The organism is Sphingobacterium puteale, assembly GCF_050986225.1.
GTDB classification, from domain to species: domain Bacteria; phylum Bacteroidota; class Bacteroidia; order Sphingobacteriales; family Sphingobacteriaceae; genus Sphingobacterium; species Sphingobacterium puteale.
The window spans coordinates 5,774,344-5,795,568 of the sequence record NZ_CP158959.1 but is presented as its reverse complement, the minus strand read 5'-3'; the positions used below and the strand labels follow the sequence as shown (position 1 = coordinate 5,795,568).

20 protein-coding genes are annotated in these 21,225 nt (G+C 39.4%); 9 read left to right on the top strand and 11 right to left on the bottom strand.

Annotated elements, in window-relative coordinates:
• Window positions 1–141: 141 nt before the first annotated feature.
• From ABTV71_RS24285 to ABTV71_RS24275, 3 genes are all read right to left on the bottom strand, one after another.
• On the bottom strand, window positions 142–1,821 hold the full coding sequence (locus ABTV71_RS24285) for a hypothetical protein (RefSeq protein WP_433901381.1): 1,680 nt from the start codon (window positions 1,819–1,821) through the stop codon (window positions 142–144).
• A gap of 1 nt (window position 1,822) precedes the next feature.
• Window positions 1,823–2,599 carry an ABC transporter ATP-binding protein gene (locus tag ABTV71_RS24280; RefSeq protein WP_433901380.1) on the bottom strand — a complete coding sequence of 259 codons (777 nt, stop codon included), beginning with the start codon at window positions 2,597–2,599 and terminating at the stop codon, window positions 1,823–1,825.
• 150 nt (window positions 2,600–2,749) lie between these two features.
• Window positions 2,750–3,139: a hypothetical protein gene (locus ABTV71_RS24275; protein ID WP_433901379.1), complete on the bottom strand. Its 390-nt coding sequence runs from the start codon at window positions 3,137–3,139 to the stop codon at window positions 2,750–2,752.
• A 203-nt stretch (window positions 3,140–3,342) separates the two neighbouring features.
• Between ABTV71_RS24275 and ABTV71_RS24270 the strand changes: the two genes are divergently transcribed.
• Complete coding sequence (locus tag ABTV71_RS24270; RefSeq protein WP_433901378.1) at window positions 3,343–3,603, top strand: hypothetical protein; 261 nt, start codon at window positions 3,343–3,345, stop codon at window positions 3,601–3,603.
• Here the strand turns inward: ABTV71_RS24270 and ABTV71_RS24265 are convergent.
• The 6 genes from ABTV71_RS24265 to rplM all read right to left on the bottom strand — a co-directional run bounded on the left by ABTV71_RS24265 (window position 3,600) and on the right by rplM (window position 8,448).
• On the bottom strand, window positions 3,600–4,424 hold the full coding sequence (locus ABTV71_RS24265; protein ID WP_433901377.1) for a helix-turn-helix domain-containing protein: 825 nt from the start codon (window positions 4,422–4,424) through the stop codon (window positions 3,600–3,602). The two genes, ABTV71_RS24270 and ABTV71_RS24265, sit on opposite strands and share 4 nt — an antisense overlap.
• A gap of 253 nt (window positions 4,425–4,677) precedes the next feature.
• Window positions 4,678–5,541 (bottom strand): SDR family oxidoreductase, encoded by an 864-nt coding sequence (locus ABTV71_RS24260; protein WP_121127200.1) that lies wholly within the window; start codon window positions 5,539–5,541, stop codon window positions 4,678–4,680.
• Window positions 5,542–5,755: 214 nt separating this feature from the next.
• Window positions 5,756–6,592: a translation elongation factor Ts gene (gene tsf / locus ABTV71_RS24255; protein ID WP_108636732.1), complete on the bottom strand. Its 837-nt coding sequence runs from the start codon at window positions 6,590–6,592 to the stop codon at window positions 5,756–5,758.
• A 198-nt stretch (window positions 6,593–6,790) separates the two neighbouring features.
• Entirely contained in the window at window positions 6,791–7,588 is a 798-nt protein-coding gene (rpsB, locus tag ABTV71_RS24250) for a 30S ribosomal protein S2 (RefSeq protein WP_104385702.1), read from the bottom strand.
• Window positions 7,589–7,606: 18 nt separating this feature from the next.
• Window positions 7,607–7,993 carry a 30S ribosomal protein S9 gene (gene rpsI, locus ABTV71_RS24245; RefSeq protein ID WP_108636733.1) on the bottom strand — a complete coding sequence of 129 codons (387 nt, stop codon included), beginning with the start codon at window positions 7,991–7,993 and terminating at the stop codon, window positions 7,607–7,609.
• 11 nt (window positions 7,994–8,004) lie between these two features.
• Entirely contained in the window at window positions 8,005–8,448 is a 444-nt protein-coding gene (rplM, locus tag ABTV71_RS24240) for a 50S ribosomal protein L13 (RefSeq protein WP_077437655.1), read from the bottom strand.
• A gap of 235 nt (window positions 8,449–8,683) precedes the next feature.
• Between rplM and ABTV71_RS24235 the strand changes: the two genes are divergently transcribed.
• From ABTV71_RS24235 to ABTV71_RS24215, 5 genes are all read left to right on the top strand, one after another.
• A complete protein-coding gene (locus ABTV71_RS24235; RefSeq protein WP_433901376.1) occupies window positions 8,684–10,405 on the top strand; it encodes a tetratricopeptide repeat protein in 1,722 nt (573 codons plus the stop codon).
• Entirely contained in the window at window positions 10,395–11,198 is an 804-nt protein-coding gene (locus ABTV71_RS24230) for a DUF4292 domain-containing protein (RefSeq protein WP_121127166.1), read from the top strand. The genes ABTV71_RS24235 and ABTV71_RS24230 overlap by 11 nt, the downstream gene beginning before the upstream one ends.
• Before the next feature lie 108 nt (window positions 11,199–11,306).
• Window positions 11,307–12,620, top strand: coding sequence for a murein hydrolase activator EnvC family protein (locus tag ABTV71_RS24225; protein ID WP_121127167.1), 1,314 nt, complete (start codon window positions 11,307–11,309; stop codon window positions 12,618–12,620).
• A gap of 93 nt (window positions 12,621–12,713) precedes the next feature.
• On the top strand, window positions 12,714–12,914 hold the full coding sequence (gene tatA, locus ABTV71_RS24220) for a twin-arginine translocase TatA/TatE family subunit (RefSeq protein ID WP_108636737.1): 201 nt from the start codon (window positions 12,714–12,716) through the stop codon (window positions 12,912–12,914).
• A gap of 182 nt (window positions 12,915–13,096) precedes the next feature.
• On the top strand, window positions 13,097–14,569 hold the full coding sequence (locus ABTV71_RS24215; RefSeq protein ID WP_433901375.1) for a LysM peptidoglycan-binding domain-containing protein: 1,473 nt from the start codon (window positions 13,097–13,099) through the stop codon (window positions 14,567–14,569).
• 8 nt (window positions 14,570–14,577) lie between these two features.
• Here the strand turns inward: ABTV71_RS24215 and ABTV71_RS24210 are convergent, their stop codons facing one another.
• Both ABTV71_RS24210 and ABTV71_RS24205 read right to left on the bottom strand, forming a co-directional pair.
• The gene (locus ABTV71_RS24210; RefSeq protein ID WP_433901374.1) at window positions 14,578–15,090 is read right to left on the bottom strand and encodes a phosphoribosyltransferase family protein; all 513 of its coding nucleotides are present in this window, start codon (window positions 15,088–15,090) and stop codon (window positions 14,578–14,580) included.
• Window positions 15,091–15,195: 105 nt separating this feature from the next.
• Window positions 15,196–15,777 carry a C40 family peptidase gene (locus tag ABTV71_RS24205; RefSeq protein WP_121127201.1) on the bottom strand — a complete coding sequence of 194 codons (582 nt, stop codon included), beginning with the start codon at window positions 15,775–15,777 and terminating at the stop codon, window positions 15,196–15,198.
• 531 nt (window positions 15,778–16,308) lie between these two features.
• Between ABTV71_RS24205 and thrA the strand changes: the two genes are divergently transcribed.
• From thrA to thrC, 3 genes are all read left to right on the top strand, one after another.
• Complete coding sequence (thrA, locus tag ABTV71_RS24200) at window positions 16,309–18,756, top strand: bifunctional aspartate kinase/homoserine dehydrogenase I (protein WP_433901373.1); 2,448 nt, start codon at window positions 16,309–16,311, stop codon at window positions 18,754–18,756.
• Between the two features lie 88 nt (window positions 18,757–18,844).
• Complete coding sequence (locus ABTV71_RS24195) at window positions 18,845–19,783, top strand: homoserine kinase (RefSeq protein ID WP_121127202.1); 939 nt, start codon at window positions 18,845–18,847, stop codon at window positions 19,781–19,783.
• A gap of 123 nt (window positions 19,784–19,906) precedes the next feature.
• Window positions 19,907–21,214, top strand: coding sequence for a threonine synthase (thrC, locus tag ABTV71_RS24190; RefSeq protein WP_121127171.1), 1,308 nt, complete (start codon window positions 19,907–19,909; stop codon window positions 21,212–21,214).
• Window positions 21,215–21,225 lie beyond the last annotated feature (11 nt).

Below are 21,225 nucleotides of genomic sequence, written 5' to 3'. Positions count from 1 at the left end.
CCATGTTGTCACGCACAACCGTATTGGTGTCCGGGGGATCTGCAGCAACCCGATGTAATTGATTTATTCACAAAGCCGGGACGGCATACTGCAGTTTTGCGCATGGAACCCTATACTGCAGCTGATATTCATGGTAATTGCTTAATTGTCATCAAAAGTGAGGCTTTTCCAATCGTCTTTTTGGAGGTATTTGAGCATGATAAAAAATAATAACCAACCAATCGCCGCTAAACCCCAAACCAATAGTTCGTATTGAAAAATCACTTTATGAAGATAACCCAAAAGTCCCAGCAAGCCTAAAATCAATAAATTGACCAGCGCTTTGGAACTGGACTGACTTGCTTTGGAAAAAGGATAATTTTTGACCAGAAAGAGCATGATGAGAATACTTTCTATCCCACCGACAGCTGAGGACAGCAATAAATCATTTATCGAACTGATACCAAATAAAGGAACACAGATACAGAAAAACAAAATGTTAAATGGCAGCACATATTTAACGAGGCAGGCTTTAAGAACCCCCGTCATAAATTGCCCCGGACGGTCTATTGGAGCAGCATAATAGATCCAGGCTGCTTTATATTTATTACTCTGCGTGATCAGCTGAAATACCGTTAATATGGTCAACAGTGACAGATAAAACATGATAATGTATAGGCCCGAGTCTCTTAATTTGTCCAGTGTCTCTGCGAATGGTAGCCCCTCGCCGGTCCGTAAAAACAGGAATATAAAATAGATGGGAAGATAAGCTAAAGAGGGATAGAGTTGCTGTTTAAATTCTCTTGTTTTTGAACTTATAAGCCATACAATACTAAATCCAGCCTCTTCAAGCGGAGATGAGCATATACTGGCACCCAATTTTTTATAGAATGGTCGTTGTTTACCAGTGTTTGAAATCGAGTGACCAGTTTCAGATAACGGTGTATCACTACTTGCTAGAGCAGCTATTTTGGCATTAAAACCTCTGGAAAATAATTTTGTACAAGCATAAATTCCAAAGAAAGGAACAACTAAGCCCAAAATGGAAAATATAATGGATTGTAGGCTATGGTCGCCCTGAAGCAAAGACTGAAAAGAGGCGACCCAGGTACTGGGAAATATCCATAGAAATTTAAGCTGTTCAATTGTCAGCTGTGACTCAACAATTTTTTGAATCAGATTGGGACCAAGATAATAGGCTAGAAAAATGATCAGTGAAAGTCCGATCTGTATATAGGCAATAATATCTTTAAATTTTTGGATGGACAGATATTTGATGCTGATCATATAGAACCCGTTGACAAAAACCAGCGCAATCAGTGTACTCAATAGAAGTTGTAGAATCAATAGAAAAATGCCCGTTATATCCCAGTTAAATAAGACATACACCACTAGCGGCAGACATAATGCAATAATCTGATTGAAAAGTTTAATGGCGATAAATGTTATTCGTGATAAGGCCACTGTCCTATCGCTTACGGGCTTTGGCATAATAATGTACTGGTCCCTCGTGTCTAAAAGTATGGGTGAAAAGTCTGATACCAATGTAATGCTGAGCATGCTGGTAAAACAGAGTAGCATAAGAGCAAGAGCTAAGTAACGATCTGGAATAAGGATGAGAATAACCATGAACATCAGGCCAATGATCATATACATAATAAATTGTATAATGGAGGTAGAAGAGGAGGATTTTCCGGTGTTCCGTTTTTTAAATGTGATCGGTTTTCTATTGTCTAGCGTAACTTTAGTCTCTAAAATAATTTTAAACTGTGCATAGTTCACACCTAGGCTTTCCCAGATACTCCTAAACAGAAGAATAAATCGTAAAATAAATTTTTCCATATTATTGAATAGCGCGAATGATGTTAGATGCATCCAGTGCACCATTATCGGTATTGGTTAATTTGGCAAATATATGTTCAAGTGATTCATTGGGATCCGACTTCAGTTCATCGATAGTACCATCCGCAATGATACTTCCCTGATTTATTAACAGGATTCTATCGGAAACTTTTTCAACGACGTCCATCATGTGAGAACAGTAAAAAATAGTTTTACCTTCTTTGGCCAACAATGATATGAGTTCTTTTACAAAAATCACCGCGTTGGCATCGAGTCCGGACAGGGGCTCATCCAGGATGATGATCTGCGGGTTATGGATAATGCCAGAAATTAAAAGTACTTTCTGCCGCATGCCTTTAGAAAAGGTATCCATTCTACTTGTAGCGTTTGCGGCGAGTCCAAATGCACTCAATAATTTTAAGGATCGCTCTTGAATTGTAACATCGTCCATACCGTATAATTTTCCGATGAAATCAAGGTATTCCATCGGAGTCAATACTTCGTATAGCTCCGCATTTTCGGGAACGTATCCGAGCAGGGATTTTATCGAAAGAGGATCCTTTTGAATATCGATACCATTGATCTCGACATGTCCGGTAAAATCTTCGATCAAGCCTGTTAAGATCTTAACTGTCGTAGATTTTCCTGCGCCATTGGGGCCTATATAGCCGATGACCTGGCCTGGGAATATATCCAAATTGATTCCTTTTAGAATTTCTTTAGTTCCGTATGATTTTTTTAGGTCAATAATACGAATGAGCGGTAAGGTACTTTCCATGTATTTAAAACTTTCAACATAAACTTACATAAAAATAAAGAGTTACCCACTTATTTGAATGTCGAATTCCATATTTTCTTTGCAAAAATGTAATATAAAATAAAAAAGGAGTCCTAAGACTCCTTTCAAAACTACTTTATAATCGGAAAACTACCTGTCATTTTTTGGATATCCCTCTTCATCAAGATCCTCTCTTAGATCTTCTTTGTTCTTGGCCAATTTTTTATCCAATGGGGATAAACGGTCATGTTTGAAGGTATCTATGCGCATATGTGCATCCTCGAGATTCTCTTCCTCCAAATCTTCACGATCAGCATACTCATCGCCTACAAAAGGGTTGGAATCGTCATAACTTGAATCATCGTCTATTGCCCCTTCAGATAGCGTATCATAATCTGCCGGATGATCATAATCCGGATCATTGTCATCTACATCCAGTTCATAACTTTCCAGCTCTTCATTATAAGTTAAGTTTTGCTCTGAATCTGGGTAATCTGATTCGACCTTTCCCTTTGTTTTTTTGTGTTCTGTGCCAGCCATAATGCTCTGATTTATCTACAGTAATAAAACAGGCTGGAAGATAAAAAGTTTTAAAAATTAATGCTGATAATTAGGAAAATGCATTGTTTTTTTAGCTCGAAATGACTTTGAAGTAACTGCCATAAAAACGTAAAATTTGTCCTGATAAAGCAAACAAATGGAGAACAATTATGTTTTATTAAAAACAGTAAATCTTGGCCACTATGATTTTCAAACGTTTAAATTATCAGACATTACAGAGTTTACGTCTACAAGGGTATAATATCCTGTTGACTATCGGGCGTTCGGAAGATGAGAACCCAATTTATTTTCCCATGAAATTGGAGTCGTTCAATTCTACACAGGCAAATACCAATGGGGGGGAAGAACACATGGTTCAAGGTCAAAAGATATTGATTTTAGACGAAGCGATACAACGATCATTGAACAATGACCTCAACGGAATCATTCAGCTTGATCATTAACTAGATCCTTTCTTCGATCTTTTATAAGCGCTTGGGGTCATATTTCTTTTTTTCTTATAAAAGTTGGTGAAGTGGCTTTCGTCGTTAAAGCCCAGTTCATCTACAATCTGTTTCATTGTGTATTGGCTAGATCCTAACCTGTCTTCAATAAGTTGGATACGGATATCATCAATATATAATTTGTAGCTTTTCTGCTGTCTTTTCTTAAAAAAAGCGCCGAAATAATTAGCTGAAATCTGAAAGTGATCTGCTATATTTTTAATTTGTAGTTTGTCAGGGAAATAGATGTTCTGTTGAATATAGGCCTCTATTTCCAGAGACATTTCACGAGACTCATTGACCGGTAGGTTCAGTTCTTTTAATATATTTTCAATGAATGCAAACAGCGACATCACTTGATGAAAAATAAATGTGGAAGTTGCCGCCTCTTCAGATTCCGCCTGTTGATAAATCAACGACAAGACTTTTTCGATTATCTTGCGGTTTTCTTTTTTTAGGGACAGGCTTTTATTTAGTAATGTTTCCGAATTGAAAATATGTTGCGGATTGTGGGACAGACAAAAATTTTGCTGTATATGATGCAGATCTTTGAAGTAGTGACTTGAGAAATATAAAATAAATACAGTTGAATCTTTCTTACTTTCAAGTATTTCTGAACTAGTGTTCAGGAAAAGTAAATTTTCTTTAAGAAATTTAGCTCCGGTATTTTTCGATACCAAGAGACCTTCCGAGATATAAACTAAAGCAAAATCAAAGCCTAATTCGTGCAGATTGATCTTTTGTTTATGTTTGATTTTTTCAGGAAGGAAGAGTAAGCTCATTAGACGTATGTAGATTTTATTGTAAAAACTGTTGATGAATCTCAGAATGCCGTGATATTCTCTGTCGGAATAGCCCGCAATGATCACGCGAATACCTTTAGTGTTAAACAGGATTGGCGAACGGTATCAGCTATCGAACGCATCCCAATATCATGTATATCCAGCTGGCATCGAAGAGCAAATATCGTTATTTTGGCCTTATACCCGTTGGTTTTTACGGGAAAAATTGGATGTTTTTGAAACAGGGAAATCATTAGGTACTTTTTGCATTTCGCGTCATTTTCTCAATATTATCCCATTGTTCCTCGGGAATAATATCCAGACCGTTAAACTCTCCTGCGCCTTTTAACCATTCTCCACCATCTATTGTTATCACATCGCCATTGATGTAACTCGAATAGTCAGACACAAGATAGGCGGCGAGATTTGCCAGCTCGTCTAATTGACCTAGACGGCCAAGGGGGATCCGTTTGGTCGGAGATAACAGTTCTCCCAATTCGCCAGGAAGCAGGCGTTCCATAGCACCGGAAGTCTGAAAAGGCCCCGGGGCAATAGCGTTTAAACGTATCCCTTTCTTGCCCCATTCGACGGCAAGAGATCTTGTCATGGCTAAGACACCGGCCTTGGCTGTAGCCGAAGGAACAACGTATCCCGAACCCGTCCAGGCATAGGTGGTTACGATACTGAGTACCGTTTTGTTTTGATCCTTATTATCGATCCAGCGTTTGCCTAGTGCCAATGTGTAATTTATACTTCCCTGAAGTACAATTCCAATGACGGACTCAAAAGCACGATGACTCAGGCGTTCGGTGGGGGATATAAAGTTTCCCGCAGCGTTGTTGATTAAGATGTCTATGCCGCCCAGTTGTTCATACCCATAAGCAACTACACGTTCTACATCTTCATAATTCCGAACATCGCCTGCTATGGCGAGGCATTTGCCCTGATGTTTGTTAGACAATTCCCTTGCTGTATGTTGAATCACATCATCCTTTCGGCTGCTGATCAGACAGGAGGCGCCTAATTCCAAGAAATAATCAGTCATCGCTTTTCCTAGCCCAGTACCGCCGCCTGTAATTAAAATGCGTTTGCCTTTTAGTGAATCGTCTTTTAGCATGCCCATATCTTATTTCGTTTTTATATAATTTAAGTTACATAAATTTGAATTAAAAAAAAAGCGGTAGCTGAAAGACAGGGAAATGCGGAGAATGATAATAAATGATGAGGGGATAAGGCTGTAAGGAGTAGCCGTCTATAAATAAAAACAGGGGCTATTTTGTGAATAGTCCCTGTTTTTATTTATCCGATCTATTGCTAGAAAAGGAGCTTGCTTATGCGCCTAATTGTACGCGTTTGAAAGCAGTTACAGTCAATCCTTTAGAAACTGAATCTAAGAATTGAGCGATATTTTTAGAAGAATCTTTTACAAATTCTTGGTTCAATAAAGTGGTGTCTTTGAAGAATTTGTTCAATTTACCTTGAGCGATTTTCTCAGCCATATCTGCTGGTTTTCCTTCAGCAATGATTTGTTCTTTCGCGATAGCGATTTCACGCTCGATTGTGTTTTGATCAACACCATCTTTATCAATTGCAATAGGGTTCATCGCTGCGATCTGCATTGCAACATCTTTACCAGCTTCTTCAGCACCAGCTGCATCAGCAGAAAGACCTACCAATACACCTAAACGGTAGTTACCATGGATATAGGCGATTACTTTCTCTGCAGAGATTGTTTCGTATTTAGAAACGTCAATTTTCTCTCCGATTACACCAGTTTGCTCGATCAAAGCATCAGCGATTTTCTTGCCATCAAGTTCCAAACCTTTTAATTCTTCCAAAGAAGCGGGTTTGTTATTTAAAGCAAGGTCTGCGATTTTTTCTGCGAAAGCTACGAAATCTGAGTTTTTCGCCACGAAGTCAGTTTCACAGTTTACTTCAACTACGATACCTGATTTACCATCGGCAGTTGCTTTAGCGATGATAACACCTTCGTTAGAGTCGCGATCCTGACGGCTAGCAGCTACTTTAGCACCTTTTTTACGCAAGTAATCTACAGCAGCTTCGAAGTCACCATTAGACTCAACCAAAGCTTTTTTACAATCCATCATACCAGCGCCAGTTTGTTGACGCAATTTGTTTACATCTGATGCAGAAATTTGTACTGACATGTTTATTTCTTTTTATTATTGTTTACTACTGAAAATTTTGTACAATATTAACCTAAAACATGTTAAGCTAATATGAAGTTTAACATTCCTTGATCATCAAGTGTTGTTAAACCAAAAAAACCGGACAGATAGGCTAGTTCAAGAAAAGTAATCTTTTCCAGAAACTAACGCTACGCTATCCGGTTTGGAATAAAAATATTATTCTCCGTCTTTCGCTTTGCGAGGACGTTTAGCTTCTGAAGCTTCACTATTGTCAACTTTTGCTTTAGCAGCAGCAGCATCTTTTTCAGCTTCTTCTTCTTTGTCGCGTTTGCGCTCGTCCAAACCTTCTTGGATTGCTTGACCAATAATGCTTGCGATTAAGCTAATAGATTTACTAGCGTCATCATTCGCGGGGATTGGGAAATCAATGTTTGAAGGATCAGAGTTTGTGTCTACCATCGCGAAAGTAGGGATGTTCAATTTCATTGCTTCAGAAACAGCGATGTGTTCTTTTTTCACATCAATGATGAATAAAGCAGCTGGCAAACGGTTTAAATCAGCGATACCTCCTAAAAGGTTTTCTAATTTGATACGTTCACGTTGAATCATCAACTTTTCTTTCTTAGACAATACATCATAAGTACCGTCTTTTTGCATTTTGTCGATGTTAGACATTTTTTTGATAGACTTACGAACTGTAGCGAAGTTAGTAAGCATACCACCTAACCAACGCTCAGTAACGAAAGGCATATTAACCTCTTTAGCTTGCTGTGCGATGATTTCTTTTGCTTGTTTTTTCGTTGCTACGAATAAAACTTTACGACCTGATTTTACGATTTGTTTAATAGCTGAAGCAGCTTCTTCTAATTTCGTAAGAGTTTTGTTCAAGTCAATGATGTGGATACCGTTGCGCTCCATGAAAATGTACTTAGCCATTTTCGGATCCCATTTACGTGTAAGGTGACCAAAGTGCACACCTGCATCCAATAAATCTTGATAAGTAGTTCTTGCCATTTTTTGATCCTCCTTTGATTAACGTTTACTGAATTGGAATCTTCTACGAGCTTTACGACGTCCTGGTTTCTTACGCTCAACCATACGGTCATCACGTGTTACTAAACCTTTAGCGCGTAATGCAGGTTTAACTTCTGGGTTAAGCTCAACCAAAGCTTTAGCGATCGCTAGACGAACAGCTTCTGCTTGACCTTTAACACCACCTCCGTTAACGTTTACTTTTACATCAAAGTTTGCTAATTCACCAGCTACGCCTAATGATTGTGTAGCGATGTATTGCAAAGGTAATGTTGGGAAATACTCTTTGTAGTCTTTACCGTTTATAACAATGTTTCCGCTACCAGCAGTTAAGTAAATGCGGGCAACAGCAGTTTTTCTTCTTCCTGAAGTGTTAGTTGTTGACATGTCGATTCTCCTTAAAATTTAACTGGTTTTGGATTTTGTGCTTCATGCTTGTGCTCAGTACCAGCATAAACGTAAAGGTTCTTAAATAATTGACGACCTAAACGGTTTTTAGGAAGCATACCACGAACAGCTTTCTCAATGATGCGTTCAGGGAATTTAGCCATTAACTCTTTAGGAGAAACGAAACGTTGACCACCTGGATATCCAGTATAGCGTACGTAAACTTTGTCGCCTAATTTGTTTCCTGTCAATCTAATTTTGTCTGCATTGATAACAATAACGTTATCTCCACAGTCTACGTGTGGGGTGAATGTAGGCTTGTGCTTACCACGAATTACCTTCGCGATGTTGCTCGCCAAACGCCCCAAAATCTCTCCTTCAGCGTCAACAACGATCCACTCTTTGTTAACGGTGTTCTTGTTGGCAGAGACAGTTTTGTAACTTAACGTATTCACTTGCTTTTGTTTAAATAATTTGTAAAATTTTATTTATCTTCCCCTTATCACAAGGGTCTGCAAAGGTACATCTATTATTCTATATTTTAAAATCTATTTCACTTATTTTATTGAAAACGAGCCAAGTTTCTTGCGGACTGGGCTAATCTCAATATTTTTACAACTTACGCGAATGAATATTGTTACATTAGTTAGTATATTGCAGGAAGAATTTTTAATTATTTAGTGGAAGTAGATGAGATTGACTTTTTTAAATAAACGTGTTGTTTTAAGTTTTGTTGGATTTCTCTTTGGTACCGTCAGCGCTTTACAGGCGCAATCATTAGAAAAAAAAAGTAGACCTTATGATACGCGACTCAAAAATGTGCAAGAGATATTAAAGCAGGGGAAAATTGGGCCGGGCGTGGATTCATTGGATGCTATACTCGCAGATTACCCCAAAGCAGATGATATCTATTTTACAAAAGCGATCCTTTTTGCTCAAATGAGAAATCAGGACGGCGCGATTGATGCAATAAAAACCGCGTTGGAAATTGAACCGAAACCCGAGTACCTCAGCTTCGCCATAGATGCATTCAAAAGCAAAAATGATGCAGATAGTGCATTGATCTATTTGGATAAATTGATTGATTTAGATGATAATAATACTGCTTCATTAAAGCGTGAACGAATGATGCTACTTTTTAACGGAGGACATAAGGACGCGGCGTTGGAGTATTTTTATAAAACAAAGGAAATTGAATCTGCTTCCGATACATTGGATATGGTGGGTAGTGTGCTGTTGAACGATGCCGGTAATCACAAGGCAGTAATCGACCTTTTGAAACCTTGGGCTGACAAAGGAACCAAATTGGCCCAAGTATATGGGCAATTGGCGCAGGCTTATAATCTTTCCAAAAACTCAAAACTTGCCTTAGAGTATATCAATAAAGGAATTCAAATTTCAGAGGAAGATTTTCTTTATTTTGATTTAGCAGATCTGTACCGCTTTGATAAAAAGATCAAATTATCGTTCGATGCCTTAAAAAAAGGCTTTCAATCTAAAAAGATTGATTTTGGTGATAAAAATAGAATCATCATGACTTTGTTGGGCCCAAAAAGCCCCTACACAAATGCACAGCTTTTGGAGTTGGCTAATATCTTAGTTGAGGTTCATCCGCGAATAGCGGAGAGCCACATGGCCAAAGGACAGGTATTGTGGCTCAATGAAGATAAAACGGCGGCGCAAAGTTCGTTAGCTGTTGCCGTAACTATGAATCCTTATCAGATCGATGCTTGGCGGATGTTAATGAGCTTGGATATGGATAAGGGCGAGTTTGATCAAGCTATTGCTCATGGTGGTGAAGCCCTGCATTATGTGGCCAATAATCCGACCATACTCTATTTTACCAGCATGGCCTATCTGATGAAGAAGGATACAGAGAATAGTCGCAAGTTTATGGAGGCTGCATTAAATAACGCCCAGGATGAAACTCCTTTTTTACAAGCCAATATCTACGGTGGGCTGGGCGATATCTACAATACATTGAAGATGTATAAAGAATCGGATGCAGCTTATATGGAAGCGATTCGACTGGATAGTACAAATGTGACGGCCATGAACAATTTAGCGTACTATTTATCGTTAAGAAAAGAACGACTCGATGAAGCGACAAAGTACGCTGCTATGGCTATCGCAATGCAGCCTAATAACGGAACATTTGAGGATACTTATGCCTGGGTCTTATTTGCCGACGGTAAATATGAGGATGCGTTAGTCTGGATTCAAAAGGCGCTAAAAAATACAAATCCGCAGACTGCAGTATTACTGGAACATTACGGCGATATTTTGGTTAAGCTCGGTAAGACGACAGAAGCGGTGAAGCAATGGAATCTGGCATTGGAAAAAGGGATGGATTCTGAAGAGAGTAAACAGAAACTAAAAAAGAAGATTGAGACTAAAAGTTATGTGGAATAAAATTGTTTGGGTAGGTATTCTGGTTCTTCTGCTTTCTTCCTGTAGCTCAAAAAAGAAACTGCTGAAAGGAGCGGATCTCAAATCAGAGAATGAACTGGTCATTAAAGATGATACACGGGAGGCAAAGAAAACGACTTTGCGTAATCTTTTTTTGACCAATTTAAATTACTCGACCTTTTCAGGGAAAGCAAAAATGCGGCTCGACCTCGGCAAGGATAACTTCGATGTCACCTCTAATATCCGGATTGAAAAAGATAGAAAAATCTGGATTTCGATATCAGCAACCCTTGGGATCGAAGTCGCTCGTATGTTAATAACACCAGATAGTGTCCAGATCCTGAATAAGTTTCAGAGCGAATATCTGGTCAAACCATTTGACTACCTATACCGTTTTGCCAGCCCGGATCTTACTTTTGCTAATCTACAGGATTTATTATTGGCGAATCTGTCTATTAACCTCTTGTCAGATATTGATGCGGTGAACTTTCAGCAGGATCCGAATTCTGTACAATTGGATGGAACATTGAATGAGCTTGATTTTCTATATAAATTGAACAATAATAATCGGCCTTACCAGTTCCGGTTGTCACAGTTGTCGAAGAAACAGTTGCTCGAAGCAAACTATGGTGAATATGCAATGGCCTCTGGACAGGAATTTCCGATGCTGTTAAAAATGATTATCTCCGATGGAAGTCAGGAGATAAAAACAGAAATTAATTTTAACAAGGTTACGTTTAATGAACCTGTTGAAATGCCTTTTTCAGTGTCATCGCGATATAAAGTAATCCGATAAGAAGTGATCTATTTCCGTTAGATTTATTACTTTCGCATTTAGTTTGCTAGTGTTGATGAATATAATGGAGCTGGGAAAAAGGCAAATACGAAATAAATAGTACTGTAAATGAACTTTAAGAAGACGATATTTGGTATAGTAGCATTCATTTTGATGATTGGTATTTCGGCGGCACAGACAAGGGCTGAGCTGGAAAAGCAACGGGAGAAACTCAATCGAGAAATTGCTGAATTGCAGAAAACTGTTAAAGAAATTGCCAAGGAAAAATCGTTGACACAACAGCAGGTGACAGCATTGAGTAAGCAAATCAACTTACGTGAACAAAAGATAAATACTATTACTTCTGAGGTAGCAGTAATCAATAAACACATCAATGCCAATACAGCTGCAGTTAACAAATTGAAGGCTGAACTGGAAAAAATGAAACGTGATTATGAAAAAATGGTCATGTTTGCTTTTCGTAACCGTAATGCCTACAATAAGTTGATGTTTATTTTTGCTTCCAAAGATTTTAACCAAGGATTTAGACGTGTTAAATATTTACAGCAATTTAATGATTCCCGAAAATTGAAAGCCGCTGATATTGAGAATACAAAGAAACAGATTGAGCAAAAAATTGCGCAGTTGAAGGCCGATCGAAATAAACAGGTCGCACTTATGAAGGAGCAAGAAAATGAGAAGCGAACCATCGCTCAACAGCGTTCTGTTTACTCTGGGCAACTGAGCGAGCTTATTGTTACGGAACGTGGCGTGAAGAAAGATATTACACAAAAGCAAAAAGAGGAGCGTCGTATCAATGCAGCGATTAAAGAAATCATAAGACGGGAAATTGAAGCTGAAAGAAGGCGTGCAGAAGCTGCCCGCCGTGCTGCTGAGGCTGCTGCCGCGCGTAATCGGAAAGCCAATGAGTCGGCAAATGCGTCGAAAGGTAAAAACAATACGAATACGAAGAGTGGCAATACCGCGCGTAAATCAGATTCTGAGGTCTTGCGTAGCACACCAGAAGCGATCAGGCTTTCCAATGATTTTAGATCTAACCGTGGCAGCTTGCCTTGGCCAGTTTCCAATGCGAAGGTCATGCAGGGCTTTGGTGGAGAAAGTGTTGGTAGAAATGTAAACTGGGATCACGAATCAGTGAAAATTCAAACGTCCACTGGTGCTGCTGTCAAAGCTGTTTTTGCAGGTGAGGTAAGTAGTGTGTTGACGATGTATGGACAGCGTATTGTGATGATCAAACACGGTGAGTACTTTACAGTATATAATAATTTGGGTAGTGTAAGTGTGTCTAAAGGGCAAAAGGTAAGTACAGGTCAAACAATAGGTACGGCGGATGTGGATTCAGATACGGGCGTACCAATGGTAGACTTTTCTGTTTATCAGGGATCAACCCCACTGAACCCGATGTCCTGGTTGGCGAGATAAGAAATAATTACTATATTTAATAATTATCATTACATTTGTAAGGAGAGAGAAAAGATTTAGTTTAAAAGAATTGAAAAACAAGAAATTATAGTTATGTCAACATCATTATTAATCATGGGAATCGGGGGGCAGGAGTTAATTATCATTGTAGTAATATTGTTACTATTATTTGGTGGCAAGAAGATTCCTGAATTGATGCGCGGATTGGGTAAGGGCGTGAAGGAATTCAAAGAAGGCCAAAAAGATGAGTCTTCCCCTGAAAAAAAATCCGAAGTAGAAGATAATACCAAATAAGGGAGATCATCTCCCTAGTAATATAGATACGATTTTGTGTTGAGCAAAATCGTATTTTGTTTTATTCTGGACCTATAGCTGAATAGGTCAGAACCATTTTTATACTAAAACCCATTTCTAAACGTTTAGATTATTGTTGATTTTTAAGAGAAAAAATCGAACCTGGATTTAACAGTAAATTTATGATCGGAAAACAGACGTTAATTTCAATACTAGGAGGGGTGTGCTATATGCTGCCGCTCATGGCTCAAGAAAGCGCTGTGGAAGGCATGAGAGAAGCCACGCATCAAATCATCCAAGAAAGGATTGAAAAAGAAAAACAGGAGATTTATCTATACTTAGACAGTGTTAAATCTTCAGGGAATAACCGAAATGATGATGTTACTATTACTGACGAAGAAATACAACTTGTTCGCAAACTCAAAGCAATAGAGCGGGAAATACCTTTAGATTACTCACCACGGGTAAAAGATCTGATCTCCAAATACACCTCTGATAATTACAATCCATATATGTGTAGAATGATGGGGCTTGGTCAGTATTACTTTCCGATGTTTGATCGTATTCTGGACGAAGTTGGAGTGCCTAGGGAGCTGAAATACCTCAGTGTGGTCGAATCGTCATTGAACCCCAGGGATATTTCGAGCGCCGGTGCTACGGGGCTGTGGCAGCTGATGTATTATGAAGCAAAGACTTATAACTTGACTGTTGATAGTTATACCGACCAACGCATGGATCCCATTGCTTCTAGTTACGCGATCGCGAAGATATTGAAAGAGGCGTATGACCAATATGGTGACTGGCTTTTGGCAATTGCATCCTACAATGGCGGAAAAGGTGCTGTGGGCAGGGCAATTCAACGATCGGGTAAGGAAAAGCCTACCTTTTGGGATATTGCCCCCTATCTTACCCAACAAACCCAAAATTACATTCCCAAATTCATAGCCATGACTTATGCGATGAAATATGCGGAGGAAAACAACATAAATGCTGCTGATACTGAGCTTTCTCTACGAACTCAAGCATTGGAGGTCAATAAACGGATCTCTTTAAACCAGATTGCGGAAGTGATGAACGTATCCAAAGAAACACTTCGTGCGCTAAATCCGAGCTTTAAAAAGAATATTTTAAATGGTACGGAAGAAACACCTCTAAGATTGGTATTGCCTGTATTGGATAAGAAAATAGCGACCGAAGAACTTTACGCTGCGCTTACTACACCTATTCCTGCTGCGGTATCAACGGCGAGTAGTGCTGGCGCCAATGAACCTGCCGAGCTTTTAAAAGGCGGTAAATACAAGGTCAAAGTAGGGGAAACATTCGCTTCCATCGCTGAAAAGTTTGAAGTTACTGTTCAGGATATAAAATCGTGGAATAACCTACGCGGAAATCAAATCGTACCGGGACAAAATCTAACGATCAAGAAAGAAGATAATTATATCAATACAAGACTAGCACACAATGCTGAGAAATCGGTCAAGAAGAGCCAACAACGTGCTTCTACACGTACAGCATACTATGTGGTTAGAAAGGGGGATACCTTATCTCAGATAGCCAATAAAAATGGCGTATCTGTTAGCCGATTAAAAAGCGATAATGATCTGAACGGAAGCCGGATTAAGCCGGGAATGAAACTGAAAGTGTCAAAGAAATAGCAACATGGTTATACCAACCATGCTGCATCTTCTTCGTTATCAAATTCTTCTAGGGTAACCGTAACATGTTCTTTTAGGATCGTGGACAATTTGGTGCCATAGTAGTCACTGAAGATCGGGAACTTGTGGTGACTCCTATCGATCAGTACGGCAGTTCTCATTTTCTTCAATGGAACATTCAGGAATACACCCAAACCGTAAGCCAGCGCTCTGCCACTATTTAATACATCATCCACTAGGATAATCGTTTTGTCTTTTGCTATGTCAACAGGTAAATCCGTGCCCGCACTCAATGACCGGCTTGTTTTCTTCATGGTCACTTTAATCAAAAGAATTTCCTTGTCTGAGATCTCCTTTAATATCGCCTGAAGGCGTTGTGCAAATACATAACCCCGATCGGCAATTCCAACCAAAACAAGTGTTTCGTCTTCAAAATTGTCTTCTAAAATCTGATAGGCAATACGGATAGACTTCTGTTTTATTTGTTCTTTATTTAAGATGAGCGTTTTCTTTGAAGACATAATAGTATTTCGATGATTATAGGGTAAAAATAGGATATTAAATTGTATAAAAAAAGTCCAAAGCCGTTTAAAGCTTTGGACTTTTGTATCTCGATAACGGAATCCTTAATTCAGTTTATTATCTTTTTCTGCTTTTAATATCTCGGCAGTGAGCGATTTGTTGTCTTCTGGCAAACGGCCACCATTATAATAATAGCGTCTCCAATAAGGTTCGTTTAAGTTGCTGATCATTACGCCTTTGCTGGACGAAGCGTGAGCAAATTTGTTATCACCAATATATACCCCCACATGAGTGATGCTTCTGCTTCTGATTTTGAAAAATACCAAATCACCTGCTTTCAATTCATTTTTCTCTACTGTCTTTACTTGCGAATACTGATTACGGCTGTTGTAGCCTAAAGAGGTGTTAAACACCTTGTCGTATAATTCGTAGGAAAATTTAGAACAATCAATACCTCTTTTTGAGTCTCCGCCCAACCGATATGGCGTACCTAGCCATTCGTAAACAAATTGATAAAGTTTTGTATTTGTAGTTGCTGAGACTGCAACTCCCATGATTTGTGAGAAGTATTCTTTGGCGAGGTTATCAGGATCTGATTCTGGTTTGGAGTTTCTGTTGGTTTGTGCCTGCGACACTAGACATAAGCCGATAAATAGCATTGACGCTATAAATTTCTTTGTTTTCATTAAATCGCTTTTTTGTACAACATTTAACTTTTTAATATTCAATACTGTCATCTATTTTGGACAGCACTGTTGCGAATATAATACAATATCAGTTCAGGGTCAAATTTTTTTTAGGCGATTTAACGAAATTTTAACAATTTTAACATCTTTCTTAACGCTTTTTGGACATATTGAAATTTAATCGGTCTGTCGAACTTTTACTACAGCCATATAGCGGTATCAGTTCCGATCAACCAATCGGCTTATGGTAGAATATCATTCTTTAAGGCTTGTTTTTGTGAATCTGAAAAAAAATATTAATTTTCTTTAGGAATGTGATAATATTTGTTCTATATTTACTGCACATAAGCAATAACAATGAGCACAAACACAATTATTACAACGATTATTATTACCACCGGGATAAAACTTAGGAGGAAGTAGTTTCATTGTATATAATTGTAGACACAATATTTCGAAGCGCTTTCCTCAAAAAGGAAAGCGCTTCTTTTTTATCACATAAATCAAACTAAACAAACGGTATAAATCAGTATGAAAGTTTTAAAATTCGGAGGAACTTCAGTCGGAACAGTAGAAAGTCTCAAAGCAGTCTTAAGCATTGTTAAGAAATCCTATGATGCTAAGGAAAAACCACTGGTGGTATTATCTGCGATGTCAGGAGTAACAAATTTACTAACCCAGTTGGCAGAGGAAGCTGCAGAAGGAAAGTCCTTTTCTGATGGGCTTAAATCTTTGGAGGATAAACATTTTGCAGTAGTGAAAGAGCTCCTCGCAGTCAAGTTCCAAAATCCGGTTTTCACCAAACTTAAGTTATTTTTCAATGAGGTCGAGGATCTGCTCCAGGGAATTTTTGCACTGAAGGAGCTCAGTAATCAAAGTAAGGATCTAATTCTGAGTTATGGTGAGCGATGCTCGAATTATATGGTTTCTAAAGTAATGGAACAGTATATACCGGAGTCTCTATTTATTGATGCCTCGCATTATGTAAAGACCGATTCGGACTTTGGCAACGCTCATTTAAATGAAACCCTGACGGAGCAGCTCGTGAAATCAATGTATATCACACACAGTGATAAATTGCTTTTTGTAACCGGTTTTATTGGTAGCAATGAGAATGGTCGCATCACTACCCTGGGAAGAGGTGGATCGGACTATACTGCTGCCATTTTTGGATCGATACTAGATGCGACAGCTATTGAAATCTGGACTGACGTTAACGGCATGTTGACTGCAGATCCGCGGATCGTGAAAAAAGCCTTTTCACTCCCGGTGCTTTCCTATACTGAAGCAATGGAGCTTTCTTATTTTGGTGCTAAGGTAATCTACCCACCAACCATGATACCCGCATTTTTGAAGAAAATTCCGATTGTCATCCGCAATACTTTTGAGCCTGATTTCTCGGGTACGGTAATCCAATTTGACAGCGGAAAAACTGCGTTGCCGATCAAGGGGATTTCTTCTATCTCGGATATTTCTGTCATCAATTTAAGTGGATCAGGAATGATTGGCAAGTCTGGGTTTAGCGGGCGACTTTTTACGCTGTTGGCAAGGGAGCAGATTAATGTTGTATTGATCACACAGTCTTCTTCGGAGCATAGCATCACCTTTGCGGTTAATCCCTCGGATGCGAAGCGTGCGATACAGTTGATTGAAATTGAATTCGAACTGGAAATCCAAGCAAATAAGCTGGTCATTCCTGCTATAGAGGATAATCTTTCTGTATTGGCCATTGTTGGCGAAAATATGAAAAGGACTCCGGGGATGTCCGGAAGGTTATTTGCTGCTCTTGGACGAAATGGTATCAACGTAAGAGCTATAGCACAAGGGTCATCGGAATATAATATTTCCGTCATCATCGGTAAAGAAGATTTGGCCAAAGCGCTCAATGCTGTTCACGATGCTTTTTTCGCGGAATTGAAAAAAACATTGCACGTGTTTAATATCGGTACAGGTAATATCGGGGCAACGTTATTTAAACAATTGGAGGATCAACATGATTTTCTGCTGGATAAGAACGATATCGAGATCAAAGTGGTTGGAATTTCCAACAGCCGTAAGATGTTGTTTAATACCGAAGGTGTAGAACTAAATAATTGGTCGGCTGAGCTCGAAAAAAATGGTTCCGAGGCTGATCTGGCTTTATTTATTGAAAAAATGAAAGCCTTAAACTTACCAAACTGTGTGTTTATTGATAATACAGCAAGCAAGTTGCCGGCCACGTATTATGAAGATATCTTTAAATCCAATATCTCCATCGTAACCTGTAATAAAATCGCGAATTCTGGAAAATATGCACAATACAAGACGCTTCGCGATACTGCCCATAGACATGGGGTTGACTTTTTCTATGAGACGAATGTCGGTGCCGGGCTACCTATCGTAAGGGTTCTTAAAGACTTGATGTTGAGTGGCGATCGTATCTTAAAGATTGAGGCCATTCTTTCCGGTACGATATCTTACATCTTCAACAATTTCAAAGACGATGCTACCTTTTTCAATGTTGTAAAGCAAGCGCAAGAGTTGGGTTATACCGAACCGGATCCAAGGGATGATTTGGGGGGAATAGACTTTATGCGTAAAATGTTGATTTTGGCAAGAGACGCTGGCTACGCCGTTGAAGCGGAAGATGTAGATCTGGGACCGATTCTTCCGGAAGCCTGTCTGAAAGCCGATACCGTGGATGCCTTCTATGCGGAATTACAGAATGAGAATGCTTTTTTTGAAGATATGAAAGCAAGAGCTGCCCGTGAGAAGAAGGTAATACGTTATATCGGAAAGCTTGAAAATGGAAAAGTTTCTATCGCGATCCAATTTGTAGATGAAAACCACCCTTTTTACGCGCTATCGGGTAGTGATAACATTATTTCTTTTACCACAGAAAGATACAAAGAACGCCCTTTGGTTGTCAAGGGGCCCGGTGCCGGTGCCGAAGTGACTGCGGCGGGTGTGTTCGCGGATTTGGTTAACGTTGGAGCATAAGACTATTTTGAAGTAAATAACGATTGAAGTAATGGCTAATAATTTAAATGTAGAATATCTAAAAGGTAAAGTCATCAATTTGGACAAGATGCTGCCGGAAGTTCGGGTATTTGCTCCTGCAACTGTTGCGAATATGATCTGTGGTTTTGATATACTGGGTTTTGCTGTGGAGCAACCTGGAGATGAAGTTATCATGCGGCGAAAGCAGCAACCCGGAGTCACCATAAAAGAGATCACAGGAGATGATGGTAGGCTCCCGCTCGAGCCAAGTAAAAACACCGTGTCTGCTTGTGTTCAGTATCTGTTGCAAGCGTTAAATATTGCGTCGAAAGTCGGTGTCGAAATTGAATTGCACAAGCACATGCCAATCGGATCGGGTTTGGGCTCCAGTGCGGCGAGTACGGTGGCAGGACTTTTTGCGATCAATGTTATGCTTGGCAACCCATTAACGAAAGAAGAATTGTTACCGTTCTGTGTCGAGGGGGAGCGGTTAGCCTGTGGTACAGGTCATGCCGATAATGTTGCGCCGGCACTTTATGGTGGTATAACGTTAATCAGGGGCAATGAGCCTTTGGATGTTGTTTCTATTCCTTCACCGAAGGAATTAGTGGCAGCAGTGGTGTTTCCACAGGTCGATGTCCCTACACGTGATGCACGACAATTAATCAAAGATAAAGTCTTGCTAAAAGATGCTGTGACGCAATGGGGCAATATTGCCGGATTGGTAGCGGCTTTATTTAAAGAAGATTATGATCTGATTTCCCGGAGCATGAAGGATATTCTTATAGAGCCTACGCGTGCGATATTGATTCCGCAGTTTTATGAAATGAAGGAAATCGCCCTAAAGCATGGAGCTCTGAGCTTTGGTATATCAGGTTCAGGCCCTTCGGTCGTTGCAATGACACGGGATGAGCAGATCGCCCAAAAGATTGCAGACAGCATCCAGGCTCATCTCAAGGAAAATGAAATTGAGAGCTTTGGCTACGTCTCAAAAGTAAATATAGAAGGACCGAGAGTATTAAATTAAAATTTTGCCATACCGTGTTTATAAAAATAGTACATGGAAATGGCGTCTGACTGATCTATGACGACTGTATAATATGGGGAGATCATATTCAGTATAGATGTATATTAAAGTAAATATAAAAAGATGAAGTTTTACAGTACAAATAATAAAGCATTAGCTGTCTCTTTCAAAGATGCCGTATTTAATTCGCTGCCAGTAGATAAAGGTTTATATATGCCCGAACAGATTCCGCAATTGGATCCCTTGTTTATCAAAAATATACAACAATACTCTCTACAGGAAATTGCGTTGGAAGTCGCTTCAACACTTTTGGGCAATGATATTCCCAAATCGGATTTAAAGAAAATCATCGATGAAGCGATTAATTTTGAAGCACCCGTAAAATTCCTGACCGATAGTACGGCTGTACTGGAGCTATTTCATGGACCTTCTTATGCTTTTAAGGATTTTGGAGCTCGATTTATGAGCCGTATTATGGGATACTTTTCTCAAGCTGATGATAAATTGTTGGATGTACTCGTCGCAACTTCAGGCGATACTGGAGGAGCTGTGGCATTAGGTTTCTTGGGAGTAGAGGGGACTCGTGTGACCATATTATATCCCAAGGGCAAAGTTTCCGAGGTACAAGAGCTACAGTTGACAACAAACGGGCAAAATATACGCGCCCTTGAGGTCGATGGTACATTTGATGACTGTCAGGCGCTCGTGAAACTGGCGTTTAATGATGAAGAGCTCAATCAAACATTGCGACTGACATCTGCCAATTCAATCAATATTGCCCGATTGATCCCGCAAACCTTTTACTATTTTTATGCTTATGCCCAACTGAAATCCCAAGGTATCAATGAAGTCGTATTTACCGTGCCAAGTGGTAATTTTGGAAATATTGGCGCAGGTTTGTTAGCTTACAAAATGGGGCTTCCTGTCAAACATTTTGTGGCAGCGACAAATGTCAACGATACAGTGCCACGATTCCTTTCTTCAGGACAATACGAACCCAAACCTTCTGTCCAGACGTTGAGTAACGCCATGGATGTTGGAAACCCAAGCAATTGGGTGCGGATTCAGGATCTTTTTGCAGGTAATCTGGCAGAGTTAAAAGCTATGCTCTCTTCTTATACCTTTACTGACGAAGAAACAAAAGCTGGGATGGAAAAGCTCGTTCAAGAAACAAATTATATTGCCTGCCCTCATACGGCTATTGCTTGGTTGGGTGCGAAGGCTTACGCGAGCGAATTTCCCGGAAATTATGCTTCGGTATTCTTATCGACTGCACATCCTTGTAAATTTCCGGATGCGATAGATACAGATGTGTTTGCAAAAATTGTATTGCCGAACGGTGCAGAAGCGTTGCAGGGAAAAGAAAAATTAGCGGAACCTTTGGCGGTCAACTTCGAAGCGTTCAAAAGATATCTAATCAACCATAACTAAACTTGGAGGGC